The organism is Kutzneria buriramensis (assembly GCF_003387475.1).
Lineage (GTDB): Bacteria > Actinomycetota > Actinomycetes > Mycobacteriales > Pseudonocardiaceae > Kutzneria > Kutzneria buriramensis.
In genome coordinates, this window is the sequence record NZ_QUNO01000010.1 from 116,689 (window position 1) to 129,984 (window position 13,296).

Below are 13,296 nucleotides of genomic sequence, written 5' to 3' on the forward strand. Positions count from 1 at the left end.
CTCAAAGGTCACCCGTTGCCTACATCGCAGCTCGGCCTTACTCGGGCAGATACCTGCCGCAGATCATGCGGCATAATTATGCCATGACGGCTGCGGCACGACGGGAAAGCATCCCGCTCACCGACGACGACCTGGCGGTGCTGGAACGCCTCTCGCAGAGTTCCAGCCTGGAGAGACGGGCATTGGAGCAGCTGTCCGACGAGGTCGGGGAATCGAAGGCCGCCCTGCTCCACGCGCTGCTGGTCCTCGGCATCGACGCCGTCCGGGAACGGGCCCGCGAGGACGGCTACCGGGAACTTCAGGCGTCGTGGGACGCCGGTGACGAGCAGGAGATCCGGACTGCCCGCCGGCGGCAGATCGCCAGTTGGGGTGACGAGTGACCCGGACGCACGGTGGCGTGTCGCGGATCGTCCGTGGACGGGTGTACGGGGCGGAACTCGGTGCCCTGCCGGAGAAGTACTACCTGGCGGTGTCGAACAACCAGCGCAATCACGTGCTCGACAGCTTCCTCGCCGTGCGCCTCACGACCTCGCCCAAGCCGTCGCTGGACACGATCGTCGAACTGGGGGCCGCGGACGCGCCATGGACCGGCCATGTCCTGTGCGACGACCTGGTGACCGTCTACCGCGACGAGGTGACTCGCGACATGGGGGCGCTCCGGCAGGCCACGATGTCGAAGGTCAATCAGGCCCTCCGCAACGCGCTGGCGCTGTGAAGCATCGATCTTCTGTCTGAAACCGACATTCGGTGTGTCTGTGAGCGTGACTCGCGGGGGTTCAGGGGAGGAGGCGGTGGACAACGGCGTCGGCGAGGAGGCGGCCACGGGGGGTGAGGACGCAGCGGCCTTCGGCCAGCTGGGCGGGGTCGAGGAGGCCGTCGGCGGCGCAATCCCCGGCGGCGGAGAGGCCGGCGGGGTCCAGGGCGTCGGACGGGAGGCCGGTGGCGAGGCGGAGCTCCAGCAGGACGCGTTCCACGCGACGGTCCTCCGCCGACAGGGTCTCGCGGCCGGCAGCGGGTGAACGGCCGGCAACGAGCTCGGCGGCGTACTTGGCGGGGTGTTTGACGTTCCACCACCGCACGCCGCCGACATGGCTGTGTGCCCCGGGACCGGCGCCCCACCAGTCGCCGCCCTGCCAGTAGCCGATGTTGTGCCGGCACTCGGCCCCGGCGAGCGCCCAGTTGGACACCTCGTACCAGTGCAGGCCGGCCGCCGAGAGGGCGGCGTCGACCATCTCGTAGTACGTGGCGAGCACGTCGTCGTCGGGGGCGGGCAGCTCGCCACGCTTGACCCGCCGCGCGAGGGCGGTGCCGTCCTCGACGATCAGCGCATACGCCGACACGTGGTCGACGCCGGCGGACAGCACGGCGTCCAGCGACGCCGAGAGGTCCGAGGGCCGCTCCCCCGGCGTGCCGTAGATCAGGTCGAGGTTGACGTGCTCGAAGCCGGCGGCGAACGCCTCGCGAGCGGCGGCCACGGGACGCCCGGAGGTGTGCTTGCGGTCCAGCACGGCGAGCACGTGCGGCGCGGCGGACTGCATGCCGAGGGACACCCGGGTGTAACCAGCGTCACGGATGCCCGCGAAGAACTCCGGGGACGTCGACTCCGGGTTGGACTCGGTGGTCACCTCGGCGTCGGGTGCCAGCCCGAAGGACGATCGGACGGCGTCCAGCACGGCCCCCAACCCGTCGGCGCCGAGCATGGACGGCGTGCCGCCGCCGACGAAGACGGAATCAACCAACGGGGCAACGCCCAGGACGGACGCCGCCAGGTCCAGCTCCCGGCGCAGCCCCTCCAGCCAGCTCTGGGGAGAGGCGGAAGTCCCCAGCTCCCCCGGCGTGTAGGTGTTGAAATCGCAGTAGCCGCAGCGCACGGCGCAGAACGGAACATGTACGTACATTCCGAACGGGCGGCTGCCGAGGCCGTCCAGGGCGGACGCGGGCAGCGAGCCGTCGGCGGGGGCGGGATCGGCTACGGGCAGAGCTGAGGGCACACCCCCAGTCTCCCCGACGACGCACGGCGACCGAAATGTCACCAGCGGTCATATGTCGGAACCCGCTATATAGCACTCCACCAGGCGGTTCGTGAACCACGTCCCACCATCCGGTTGGCGGTGGACCACACCGTGGACGCGTGGCACGCTAGGAAACATGTCTGCGCTGGAACTTCGTCTCGTGGTCCGCCGCCACGTCGACTTCCAGCGTGTCTCCAGCGCGATGTGCGGGCTCTCCGTCACGTAGCCCGTAGCCGTTCGCACGATCCTCGCCGGCGCGGGTCACGCCGGCGAAGCGTCCCCCACCACATCCGGGACCTCGTTCAGCGTGCCCCGTGCCCTGAACCCCGGAGGACGCCAGCATGGTCCCCCCAGCAGCACCCCCGAAGCGCGGTCACGCACGCCGGGGCGAGGGGCAGTGGGCCCTTGGCTACCGCGAGCCGCTCAACCCGAACGAGCGCAGCAAGAAGGACGACAACCCGCTCAACGTCCGCGCGCGCATCGAGAACATCTACGCGCACGGCGGCTTCGACTCCATCGACCCGGCCGACCTGCGGGGCCGCTTCCGGTGGTACGGGCTGTACACGCAGCGCAAGCCGGGCATCGACGGCGGCCGCACCGCCGTGCTGGAGCCGGAGGAGCTGGACGACCGCTACTTCATGATGCGGGTCCGGATCGACGGCGGCGCGCTCACCACCGAGCAGCTGCGGGTGATCGGCGAGATCGGCGAGCTGTACGCGCGCGACACCGCGGACATCACCGACCGGCAGAACATCCAGTACCACTGGATCCGGATCGAGGACGTGCCGGCCATCTGGCAGAAGCTGGAGGCCGTCGGCCTGTCCACCACGGAGGCGTGCGGCGACTGCCCGCGCGTGGTGCTCGGCTCACCGGTCGCCGGCATCTCGGCCGACGAGATCATCGACGGCACCTGGGCCATCGAGGAGATCAACCGCCGCTACATCGGCGACCCGAAGTACTCCAACCTGCCGCGCAAGTTCAAGTCGGCCATCTCGGGCCAGCAGGACATCGTGCACGAGATCAACGACATCGCCTTCGTCGGTGTCGAGCACCCGGAGCACGGCCCGGGCTTCGACCTGTGGGTCGGCGGCGGCCTGTCCACGAACCCGATGCTGGGCAAGCGCCTCGGCGCGTGGGTGCCGCTCGAGGAGGTGCCAGACGTGTGGGAGGGCGTGGTCAGCGTCTTCCGCGACTACGGCTACCGCCGGCTGCGCCACCGCGCCCGCATCAAGTTCCTGGTCGCCGACTGGGGCCCGGAGCGCTTCCGCGAGGTGCTGGAGACCGAGTACCTCAAGCGCACGCTGATCGACGGCCCCGCGCCGGAGGCGCCGGCCGTGCCGATCGACCACGTCGGCGTGCACAAGCAGAAGGACGGCAAGCGCTACGTCGGCGCGGCCCCGATCGCCGGCCGGGTGTCCGGCTCGATCCTGGTCGAGCTGGCCAAGGCGGCCGAGCGGGCCGGCTCCGGCCGGGTCCGCCTGACGCCGCACCAGAAGGTGGTCGTGCTCGACGTCGCCGAGAGCGACGTGGAGCAACTCAGCGCCGACCTGGCCAAGCTGGGCCTGCAGAGCAACCCGTCGCCGTGGCGGCGGTCCACGATGGCCTGCACCGGCATCGAGTTCTGCAAGCTGGCCATCGTCGAGACCAAGCAGCGCGCGGCCGACCTGATCACCGCGCTCGAGGAGCGGCTGGCCGACCTCAACTCGCAGCTGGACGTGCCGGTGACCGTGCACATCAACGGCTGCCCCAACTCCTGCGCCCGGATCCAGACCGCGGACATCGGCCTGAAGGGCATGATCGTCACGCAGGCGGACGGCACGCAGGGCGAGGGCTTCCAGGTGCACCTGGGCGGCGGCCTCGGCCTCGACTCCGGTTTCGGCCGCAAGCTGCGCGGCCACAAGGTGACCGCGGCCGAGCTGAACGACTACGTGGAGCGGGTGGTGCGCCGCTTCGTCGAGCAGCGCACCGAGGGCGAGCGGTTCGCGCAGTGGGCCGCTCGCGCGGAGGAGGGGGATCTCCGATGAGCGAACGGGCCGTTCCCATGTACTGCCCGTACTGCGGGGACGAGGACCTGCGTCCCGAGGAGGAGCCGCACGCGGCCTGGCGCTGCGCCGCGTGCTGCCGGGTGTTCACCGTGAAGTTCGTCGGACTGGCGGTGGCCAAGTGAGCGCGGATCTCCGGGAGTTAGCCGAGAAGGCGTCGGCGGAGCTGGCCGACGCGACCGCCGCGCAGGCGCTGGCCTGGACGGCGGAGAACTTCGGCGAGTCGTGGATCGTCGCGTCCAACATGCAGGACGCGGTGCTGATCGACCTGGCCGCGCAGGTGAAGCCGGACGTGGACGTGCTGTTCCTGGAGACCGGCTACCACTTCCCGGAGACCATCGGCACCCGGGACGCGGTGGCGACGGTCTACCCGAAGCTGACCATCGTCAACGCCCAGGCCGAGCAGTCGGTGGCCGACCAGGAGGCGGAGTTCGGGCTGCTCAACCAGACCGCGCCGGACCGCTGCTGCTTCCTGCGCAAGGTGGTGCCGCTGCGGAACACGTTGGCGCGCTACGACGCGTGGGTCACCGGCGTGCGCCGGGTGGACGCCCCGACCCGGGCCAACACCCCGATCGTGCAGTGGGACGAGCGCAACGGGCTGGTCAAGGTCAACCCGATCGCGGCGTGGACCGACGACGAGTTCAACGCCTACATCGCCGATCACGGCATTCTGGAGAACCCGTTGGTGAGCGAGGGATATCTGTCCATCGGCTGCGCGCCGTGCACGGCCAAGCCGGCGCCGGGCGCGGACCCGCGCAGCGGCCGGTGGGCCGGCCAGTCCAAGACGGAGTGTGGTCTGCATGGCTGAAACCCTTGCCATCGCCGGCGACGACGCCGGCCCCATCCTGCAAGCGGATGGCGCACTGGACGCGCTGGAGTCAGAGGCTATCCACATCTTCCGCGAGGTGGCGGGCGAGTTCGACCGGCCGGTGATCCTGTTCTCCGGCGGCAAGGACTCCACGCTGCTGCTGCACCTGGCGATCAAGGCCTTCTGGCCGGCGCCGGTGCCGTTCGCGCTGCTGCACGTGGACACCGGCCACAACTTCCCGGAGGTCATCGAGTTCCGGGACAAGGTGGTGGCCCAGCACGGGCTACGGCTCGAGGTCGCGGCCGTCCAGGACTGGATCGACGACGGCCGGCTCACCGAGCGCCCGGACGGCACCCGCAACCCGCTCCAGACGGTGCCGCTGCTGGACTCCATCACGGCGCACAAGTTCGACGCGGTGTTCGGCGGCGGCCGCCGGGACGAGGAACGGGCCCGCGCCAAGGAGCGCATCTTCAGCCTGCGCAACGCCTTCGGCCAGTGGGAGCCGCGCCGGCAGCGGCCGGAGCTGTGGAACCTGTACAACGGCCGGCACCGCCCGGGCGAGCACGTGCGGGTGTTCCCGCTGTCCAACTGGACCGAACTGGACGTCTGGCACTACATCGAGCGCGAGAACATCGAGCTGCCCGCGATCTACTACGCCCACCAGCGCGAGGTGTACCTGCGCGACGGCATGTGGCTCGCCGAGGGTCCGTGGGGTGGTCCCCGCGACGGTGAGACGCTGATCAACAAGACCGTGCGTTATCGCACCGTGGGCGACGGCTCCTGCACGGGCGCCGTGGAGTCCACCGCCGCCACCATCGCCGAGGTCATCGCGGAGGTCGCCGCGTCGCGGCTGACCGAGCGCGGCGCGACCCGCGCCGACGACCGGATGTCCGAGGCCGCCATGGAGGATCGCAAGCGGGAGGGCTACTTCTAAATGAGCCAGTTGCTGAGGTTGGCCACGGCCGGCAGCGTGGACGACGGGAAGTCCACGCTGGTCGGACGCCTGCTCTACGACACCAAGTCGGTGCTGGCGGACACCCTGGACGCCGTGCACCGCGCCTCCGCCGACCGCGGACTGTCCACTCCGGACTTGTCGCTGCTGGTGGACGGCCTGCGCTCGGAGCGGGAGCAGGGCATCACCATCGACGTGGCCTACCGGTACTTCGCCACGCCGAAGCGGTCCTTCGTGCTCGCCGACACGCCGGGGCACGTGCAGTACACCCGCAACACCGTCACCGGCGCGTCCACCGCACAGCTGGGCGTGCTGCTGGTCGACGCCCGCAACGGCGTGGTCGAGCAGACCCGCCGGCACGCGGCGGTGCTGGCGCTGCTGGGGGTGCCGCAGCTGGTGCTGGCCGTGAACAAGATCGACCTCGTCGGTTACGACGAGCCGACGTATCGCCGCATTGCCAAGGAGTTCTCCGCGCACGCGGCGGAGCTGGGCTACCCCGAGTCGAACGTGGTGACCATCCCGGTGTCGGCGCTGGTCGGCGACAACGTGGTGGACCGCAGCGACAAGACCCCGTGGTACGAGGGGCCGACGCTGCTGGAGCACCTGGAGACGGTGCCGGTGCACGCGGACGCCGAGGACGCGCCGTTCCGGTTCCCGGTCCAGTACGTGATCCGGCCGCGCACGGCCGATTTTCCGGACTACCGCGGCTATGCGGGGCAGATCGCCGCCGGCCAGGTCAGCGTCGGCGACGAGGTCGTGGTGCTGCCGTCGGGCATCTCGACAACGGTGACCGGAATCGACTCGCCGCACGGCCCGAAGCAGACCGCCGAGTCCGGCGAGTCGGTGACATTGTTGCTGGCCAACGACTTAGACATCGCCCGGGGCGACCTGATCGCCGCTGCCGCCGCCCCGCCGCGGCTGTCCGACGAGTTCGACGCGACGCTGTGCTGGCTCGGCGACAAGCCGCTGCGACCCGGCGCGCGCGTGCTTGTCAAGCACGGGGCCCGCACCGTCCAGGCCTTGGTCACCGAGTTGCGGTCACGCTTCGATGAGCAGACTCTGTCCAGTGTGGACGAGCCGGATTCGTTGTCACTAAATGATATCGGTCGGGTCGTCGTGCGTAGCGCCGAGCCGCTGCCGATCGATGACTATGCGGACAGCCGGCGCACCGGGGCGTTCCTGGTGATCGATCCCGCGGACGGCAGCACGCTCGCCGGCGGTCTCGTCGGCGCCCCGCTCTCCCAGCTCGACCAGCCCGAGCTCGACCAGGCCGATCCGGCCGCCCAAGACCTCGTCTCCCCCGGCCCCTGAAAGGCAACCCACCGCCATGCGTAGAGCCCTCGCCCTGATCGCCGGAGTCTCCGCGTTAGCTCTGCTGTCCGCCTGCTCCCGGGCCGGCGGCGACACCCCGTCCACCCCGGCCGTGGCCGACCAGGGTCCGGCGGCCGAGATCCACCTCGGCTACTTCCCCAACGTCACGCACGCGGCCGCGCTGATCGGCCTGGACAAGGGCTTCTTCGCCAAGGAGCTCGGCAGCACCAAGCTGACCACCCAGCAGTACAACGCCGGTCCGGACGAGGTCGGCGCGCTGCTGGGCAAGTCGCTGGACGCCGCGTTCATCGGCTCCGGCCCGGCCATCAACGCCTTCTCCAAGTCCGACGGGCAGGGCGTGCGGCTGGTCGCCGGGGCCACCTCCGGCGGCGCGCAGCTGGTCGTCCGCGCGGGCATCACCTCGGCGGCCGACCTCAAGGGCAAGACGGTGGCCACCCCGCAGCTGGCCAACACTCAGGACATCGCGCTGAAGAAGTGGTTGGCCGCCAACAACCTCAAGGTCGGCGACGGCGCAGGCGACGTCAAGGTGACCAACGCCGACAACGCCACCACGCTCGACCTGTTCAAGAAGGGCAACATCGACGCGGCCTGGGCGCCGGCCCCGTGGTCGTCGCGGCTGGTCATCGAGGGCGGCGCGAAGGTGCTGGTGGACGAGCGCAGCCTGTGGCCGAACGGCAAGTTCCCGACCACCGTGCTGGTGGTGCGCACCGAGTTCCTCCAGCAGCACCCGGCCACCGTGCAGGCGCTGCTCAAGGGCGAGCTGGACGCTGTGGACTACGCCGAGCAGAACAAGGCCGACGCCGAGACGGCGGTCAACAACCAGCTCAAGAAGCTGACCGGCAAGGCGTTGGCGCAGAACGTGATCGACGACTCTTGGGGCCAGATCCTGCTCACCACGGACCCGCTGGCGGCGCAGTTCCCGCAGCTGGCCAAGGACCAGGTGACCGCTGGCGTGGTCAAGTCCGCGCCGAGCGTGCAGGGCTTCGCCGACTTCACGGTGCTGAACAAGGTCTTGCAGGCGGCGGGCAAGCCGACGGTGGACGCCGCCGGCCTTGACCACAAGTGACCGGACCGATTCGATGCAGGCGACGGACCTAAGGCAGGCGAGGACATGACCGCGACGTTGGAGACCTCCGCCATGACCACTGCCGTGCGACTGACCGGCGTGCACAAGAGCTTCGGCGCCGGCCGCGGCGCGGTGTCCGCGCTGGAGGGGGTGGACCTGTCGGTCGCGCCGGGCGAGTTCGTGTGCCTGCTCGGCGCGTCCGGCTGCGGCAAGACGACGCTGCTCAACCTGGTCGCCGGCCTGGACCGGCCGACGGCGGGCGACATCGCGCTGAGCACGTCCCGCCCGGCGGTGATGTTCCAGGAGGCCGCGCTCATGCCGTGGCTGACCGCGTCCCGCAACGTGGAGCTGGCGCTGCGGTTCGCCGGTGTGCGGCGGACGCAGCGCCGCGAGCGGGCCGGCGAGCTGCTGGAGCTGGTGCGGCTGGGCGGTCTCGGCGACAAGCGTCCGCACGAGCTGTCCGGCGGCATGCGGCAGCGCGTCGCGCTGGCCCGCGCGCTGGCGTCGGCGGTGCAGGGCTCGCAGGACGGTTCGCCGGCGCTGCTGCTGATGGACGAGCCGTTCTCCGCGCTGGACGCGATCACCCGCGACGTGTTGCAGGGCGAGCTGCTGCGGGTGTGGCGGTCGACCAACACCGCCGTGCTGTTCGTGACGCACGACGTGCGCGAGGCGGTCCGGCTGGGGCAGCGCGTGGTGCTGCTGTCCTCGCGTCCCGGCCGTGTGGTGCGCGAGTGGCAGGTGGGCGACCTGGAGCCGAGCGCCGAGGCCGCGGCGATCGAGGAGATCAACACGAGCCTGCGCGAGGTGATCAGCAGCCATGCCGCAGCCTGACGTCGTCGACGACGAGTCCGTCGCGGCGGTCGAAGCCGGCCTGGACGCGCTGGACACGCCGACCGAGCGGCGACGCCGGTTCACGTGGCGACGGGCGGCGGCCGTGGTGGCCCCGCCCGTGCTCGCCATCGTGCTGCTGATCGCGGTGTGGCAGGCGCTGTGGGCAGCCGCGTTCTGGCCGGAGTACCAACTGCCCGCGCCGGCCGCGGTGTGGCAGGTCATCACCGACAACGTGCAGACCGGCGTCGCCTTCGACGTGCTGTGGAACTCGGTGCACCGCGCGGTTCTCGGCTTCGCCGCCGGCGTGCTCATCGGCACGCCGCTGGGCCTGATCGTGGCCAAGGTGCGGATCGTGCGGGCGGCGATCGGGCCGCTGCTGTCCGGGTTGCAGAGCCTGCCGTCGGTGGCCTGGGTGCCGGCCGCGGTGCTCTGGTTCGGCGTGACGCCGTCCACGGTGTACTTCGTGGTGCTGATGGGTTCCGTGCCGTCGATCGCCAACGGCCTGGTGGCCGGCATCGACCAGATCCCGCCGATACTGCCCCGGGTGGGCACCGTGCTCGGCGCGTCCCGGCTGGGCTCGGCGCGGCACATCCTGCTGCCGGCCGCGCTGCCGGGCTATCTGGCCGGTTTGAAGCAGGGCTGGGCGTTCTCCTGGCGGTCGCTGATGGCGGCCGAGATCATCGCGGTCTCGCCGCAGCTGGGCAAGGGCCTGGGCGCCTTCCTCGAGGAGGGCCGCAACCTCAGCGACATGCCGACCGTGATCGCGGCGATCTTCCTGATCCTGCTCGTGGGCATCGGCATCGAGCTGCTGGTGTTCCGCCCGCTGGAGCGCTCGGTGCTGCGGGCGCGTGGACTGAGCGGAGCGTTCTGACGTGACACCACTGATCGCAGTCGCCCACGGCAGCCGGGATCCCCGTTCCGCCGCGACCGTCCACGAGCTACTGGACGTCGTGCGGGCGCTGCGGCCCGGCCTGGACGTGCGGGCGGCGTTCCTGGACCTTTCCGCGCCACGATTGACTGACGTGTTGTCGGCAGTGGCGTGGGACGGACACCGGGAGGCGGTCGTGGTGCCGTTGCTGCTCGGAAGTGCTTACCACGCAAAGGTTGACGTGCCGGCAGCCGCGCGGCACCCGCGACTGTCCATTCACATCGCCGACGTGCTGGGGCCGGATCCGCGGCTGGAATCGGCCGCACTGCGCCGTTTGGCCGCGGCCGGTGTACGCCATGACGACCCGGAAGTGGGCGTTGTCCTTGCCGCGGCGGGATCTTCGCACGCTCCGGCGAACGCACTCGTGCATTCCGTCGCACGGCGCTGGGCGCGCGGCTCCGGCTGGGCCAGTGCGACAGCGGCGTTCGCCGCAGCGGCGGATCCCGGTGTGCCGGCTGCGATCGAGCGGCTGCGGGCCGCCGGCGCCAAGCACATCGCGCTCGGATCCTGGTTCCTGGCACCGGGTCTACTGCCGGACCGGGTCATCGCGCAGGCCCGTTCGGCCGCACCCGACGTGACGATCGCTCAGCCGCTGGGCGCGGACATCGACGTCGCGGAACTGGTGCTACAGCGCTATTCGGCGGCAGTGCCCGCCGCCATCGGCGCGCGATCGGCCTGATCGTTGTTCCCGCCGGCCAACCGGCGCGGCGTGACTTGTCTTGTGCGACAGCGGGTTTCGCTGTGAACGGTTAACCCTTGTCGCCCTGTTACCCGCGGGTAACGCTGTGAGCGCAAACACTTTTCACGTTGTCCCTGCAACCACAGCGAGGTGGCTCCACGTGATCAAGACCAGCTCACGCCTGCTGGCCGGTGCGGCCCTGGCGATCGTGCCGCTGCTGGGGCTGGCCGGCGTGGCCTCGGCCGACACCCAGTCCGTGAACTACTCCTGTCAGGGCAAGGCGGCCGGGCAGACGACCAACACGAGCCTGTCCCAGAACGTCGACTCCACCGCGCCCGCGACGGTGGCTCCCGGCGGCGCGCTGACCATCACGCTGGCTCCCGAGGTGAACACCGTGCCGACCCAGGCCGGCTCGTTCAGCGTCAAGTCGGTCAAGAACCTCACCCTGGCCGTGCCGATCCCGGCGAACGCCACCCTGGTGTCGTTCAGCCTGTCCGGCGGCTCGGGCATCGGCAGCGCGAGCGTCGCCCAGGTCGGCAACAACATCGTCACCTCGGTGACCGGGCCGATCAACGGCGGCGCGCAGTTCCAGCTGCCGGCCCTGACGCTCAACCTGACCGCCGGCGACTCCGGCACGATCACCACCACGCTGGCCGGCACCAGCTTCACCGACGCCGGCCTGAAGTTCACCACCACGGTCTCGGTGTTCGGCTTCCCGATCGACGCCCCGACCAGCTGCTTCCCCAGCCCGGCCCCGACGCTGACGAGCACGACCATCGGTAGCTGACGGAGTCCGAATACAGCGTGTGCCCGGCCATCGTGCGGAGGCCGGGCACACGCTTTTTCGTGTGGTTAGAGTGCGGGGCATGGCTGACGAGCTGGTGCACTACGAGGTGCGGCGCGGCATCGCGACGATCACCCTCGACTCCCCGCACAACCGCAACGCCCTGTCCGCGCAGCTGCGGCGCGAGCTGCGCGACCACCTGACGACCGCGATCGCCGACGACGCCGTGCGGGTGGTGGTGCTCGCGCACACCGGCAGCGTGTTCTGCGCCGGCATGGACCTCAAGGAAGCCGGCGGGGCCAGCACCGAGCAGCAGGGTGTCAACGAGTTCCCGGCCATCCTGGAGCAGCTGTGGACCAGCCCGAAGCCGGTGGTGGCCAAGCTGGCCGGCCCGGCGCGGGCCGGCGGCGTCGGCATCGTGGCGGCCTGTGACATCGCCGTCGCGGCGGACACGGCGACCTTCGCGTTCTCCGAGGTGCGCATCGGTGTCGTGCCGGCGGTGATCTCCGTGACGGTCCTGCCCCGGCTGCTGCCGCGGGCGGCGCACGAGCTGTTCCTCACCGGCGAGACCTTCGACGCGGACCGGGCCGTGCGGATCGGCCTGCTCAACGCCTCGGTGCCGGCCGACGGCCTGGACGCCGAGGTGGACCGCTACGCGGGCATGCTGGCGCTGGGCGCGCCGAACGCGCTGGCGGCGACCAAGGAGATGCTGCGCGAGCCGCGCACCGGCGACATGGGCCAGGACTTCGAGGACATGCTGGAGCTGTCGGCCAAGCACTTCGCCGGCGAGGAGGGCCAGGAGGGCATCGCTTCCTTCGTGCAGAAGCGCAAGCCGTACTGGGTGCCCCAAGACTGATTTATTCAGGACAACTGATAGCGGAAGTCGCCGTTGTCCTCGGCCGCCTGGCCGAGCACGGCGACGATCCGCTCGTACGCGGTCGGGTCGTCGCCTCGCAGCACCTCGTGGTGCTGCCACACCAGCAGGTGCTCGCCGGCCGGCTGCCAGGACAGGTCGGCCAGGCAGTCCCGCAGCGCGTCCAGGTTGCGGCCGAAGTAGTCGGGGAAGTCCAGCAGCGCCGCGATGGCGTCCAGCGTGGACGCCTGGTCGTGCAGGGCCGTGCCGTCCAGGACGTGTCGCATGACGCTCACTTCGTCGGGTCCACCACGACGAACGAGTCGTAGTGGTCGTCGGTGTAGTAAAGCTCACGTTGGGAGCCGGTGATCAGCCGCCGAGTCGCGCGGTTCTTCGCGCCCGGCGTGTCCACCGTGTACTCGTGGTAGTAGCCGTCCTTGTTGCGCGGCAGCACGTTCCCGTTGTTGTGGAAGACCACGCCGTCGTTGTTCGGGTACGGGTAGGGACCGCCCTGCTGGATCAGCTTCCACGTCGCGGCCGCCTCCTTGGGCAGGGAGGACAGCGGTTTGACCGGCAGGCCCGAGGAGGCGCCCGGCACCGTGCCCGAGGACGCGGATACCGAGGTCGTCGTCGCGGGCCTGGCCGAGCCGCTGCTGGTGAGGTCCTTGGCCAGCCAGCCGCCGAGCACCAGCACGACGAGGCCGACCAGGGCGATGGTGATGCGTCGGCGCGATGTCACGCCGTGAGCCTACGAAGGGCGTCGCGCGTCCGCCTCGGCGGCCCGCTCCTTGTCCTCGATGCCCCACAGCGTCGGCTCGGCCCGGTAGCGCGGCGCCAGCCAGGCCGCCAGCTTGTCCACCACCCGTTCGATCAGCCAGGCCACCGCCCGCAGGATCGGCAGCAGGACCACCATCACCATGGCGAACTGGACCGGGAACCACAGCTGCGCGACCCACAGCTCGATGCCGTCCCAGGTGTTGGCGATCCAGTCGAACACCATCCCAGGGTA

18 protein-coding genes are annotated in these 13,296 nt (G+C 70.6%); 14 read left to right on the forward strand and 4 right to left on the reverse strand.

Annotated features, from left to right (window positions below; all coding sequences use genetic code 11):
* The first annotated feature begins 83 nt into the window (after positions 1-83).
* Both BCF44_RS28245 and BCF44_RS28250 read left to right on the forward strand, forming a co-directional pair.
* Positions 84-380: a hypothetical protein gene (locus BCF44_RS28245; RefSeq protein ID WP_116177439.1), complete on the forward strand. Its 297-nt coding sequence runs from the start codon at positions 84-86 to the stop codon at positions 378-380.
* Positions 377-715, forward strand: coding sequence for a type II toxin-antitoxin system PemK/MazF family toxin (locus BCF44_RS28250; protein ID WP_211353265.1), 339 nt, complete (start codon positions 377-379; stop codon positions 713-715). The genes BCF44_RS28245 and BCF44_RS28250 overlap by 4 nt, the downstream gene beginning before the upstream one ends.
* A gap of 61 nt (positions 716-776) precedes the next feature.
* Here BCF44_RS28250 and hemW read toward each other — a convergent pair whose 3' ends face one another.
* Positions 777-1,991, reverse strand: coding sequence for a radical SAM family heme chaperone HemW (hemW, locus tag BCF44_RS28255; protein WP_116177441.1), 1,215 nt, complete (start codon positions 1,989-1,991; stop codon positions 777-779).
* A gap of 157 nt (positions 1,992-2,148) precedes the next feature.
* On the opposite strand from hemW, the gene BCF44_RS58985 reads away from it, so the two are divergent.
* The 12 genes from BCF44_RS58985 (at position 2,149) to BCF44_RS28310 (ending at position 12,290) form a co-directional block, all read left to right on the forward strand.
* Entirely contained in the window at positions 2,149-2,238 is a 90-nt protein-coding gene (locus BCF44_RS58985; protein WP_342775651.1) for a putative leader peptide, read from the forward strand.
* Positions 2,239-2,353: 115 nt separating this feature from the next.
* On the forward strand, positions 2,354-4,036 hold the full coding sequence (locus BCF44_RS28260; RefSeq protein WP_116177442.1) for a nitrite/sulfite reductase: 1,683 nt from the start codon (positions 2,354-2,356) through the stop codon (positions 4,034-4,036).
* Positions 4,033-4,179, forward strand: coding sequence for an Insertion element protein (locus tag BCF44_RS28265; RefSeq protein ID WP_116177443.1), 147 nt, complete (start codon positions 4,033-4,035; stop codon positions 4,177-4,179). Before BCF44_RS28260 ends, BCF44_RS28265 begins: the two co-directional genes overlap by 4 nt.
* Positions 4,176-4,862: a phosphoadenylyl-sulfate reductase gene (locus BCF44_RS28270; RefSeq protein ID WP_116177444.1), complete on the forward strand. Its 687-nt coding sequence runs from the start codon at positions 4,176-4,178 to the stop codon at positions 4,860-4,862. Before BCF44_RS28265 ends, BCF44_RS28270 begins: the two co-directional genes overlap by 4 nt.
* On the forward strand, positions 4,855-5,796 hold the full coding sequence (gene cysD, locus BCF44_RS28275; protein ID WP_246015646.1) for a sulfate adenylyltransferase subunit CysD: 942 nt from the start codon (positions 4,855-4,857) through the stop codon (positions 5,794-5,796). The genes BCF44_RS28270 and cysD overlap by 8 nt, the downstream gene beginning before the upstream one ends.
* Positions 5,797-7,125, forward strand: coding sequence for a sulfate adenylyltransferase subunit 1 (locus BCF44_RS28280; protein ID WP_116177445.1), 1,329 nt, complete (start codon positions 5,797-5,799; stop codon positions 7,123-7,125).
* A 16-nt stretch (positions 7,126-7,141) separates the two neighbouring features.
* Positions 7,142-8,212, forward strand: a complete 1,071-nt coding sequence (locus BCF44_RS28285) for an ABC transporter substrate-binding protein (RefSeq protein WP_116177446.1) — start codon at positions 7,142-7,144, stop codon at positions 8,210-8,212.
* Between the two features lie 45 nt (positions 8,213-8,257).
* Positions 8,258-9,043, forward strand: coding sequence for an ABC transporter ATP-binding protein (locus BCF44_RS28290; protein WP_116177447.1), 786 nt, complete (start codon positions 8,258-8,260; stop codon positions 9,041-9,043).
* On the forward strand, positions 9,030-9,914 hold the full coding sequence (locus BCF44_RS28295) for an ABC transporter permease (protein WP_116177448.1): 885 nt from the start codon (positions 9,030-9,032) through the stop codon (positions 9,912-9,914). Before BCF44_RS28290 ends, BCF44_RS28295 begins: the two co-directional genes overlap by 14 nt.
* A 1-nt stretch (position 9,915) precedes the next feature.
* Positions 9,916-10,650, forward strand: a complete 735-nt coding sequence (locus BCF44_RS28300) for a sirohydrochlorin chelatase (protein ID WP_116177449.1) — start codon at positions 9,916-9,918, stop codon at positions 10,648-10,650.
* Positions 10,651-10,810: 160 nt separating this feature from the next.
* Positions 10,811-11,437, forward strand: a complete 627-nt coding sequence (locus BCF44_RS28305; protein ID WP_116177450.1) for a cyclase — start codon at positions 10,811-10,813, stop codon at positions 11,435-11,437.
* Between the two features lie 79 nt (positions 11,438-11,516).
* Positions 11,517-12,290 carry an enoyl-CoA hydratase family protein gene (locus tag BCF44_RS28310; protein ID WP_116177451.1) on the forward strand — a complete coding sequence of 258 codons (774 nt, stop codon included), beginning with the start codon at positions 11,517-11,519 and terminating at the stop codon, positions 12,288-12,290.
* A 5-nt stretch (positions 12,291-12,295) separates the two neighbouring features.
* On the opposite strand, the gene BCF44_RS28315 is transcribed toward BCF44_RS28310, so the two are convergent.
* The 3 genes from BCF44_RS28315 to BCF44_RS28325 are packed head-to-tail and all read right to left on the reverse strand — an operon-like array spanning position 12,296 to position 13,284.
* Positions 12,296-12,574 (reverse strand): barstar family protein, encoded by a 279-nt coding sequence (locus BCF44_RS28315; RefSeq protein ID WP_116177452.1) that lies wholly within the window; start codon positions 12,572-12,574, stop codon positions 12,296-12,298.
* A gap of 5 nt (positions 12,575-12,579) precedes the next feature.
* Entirely contained in the window at positions 12,580-13,026 is a 447-nt protein-coding gene (locus BCF44_RS28320) for a guanyl-specific ribonuclease (RefSeq protein WP_116177453.1), read from the reverse strand.
* A 9-nt stretch (positions 13,027-13,035) separates the two neighbouring features.
* Positions 13,036-13,284 (reverse strand): hypothetical protein, encoded by a 249-nt coding sequence (locus BCF44_RS28325; protein WP_147328662.1) that lies wholly within the window; start codon positions 13,282-13,284, stop codon positions 13,036-13,038.
* Between the last annotated feature and the right edge of the window lie 12 nt (positions 13,285-13,296).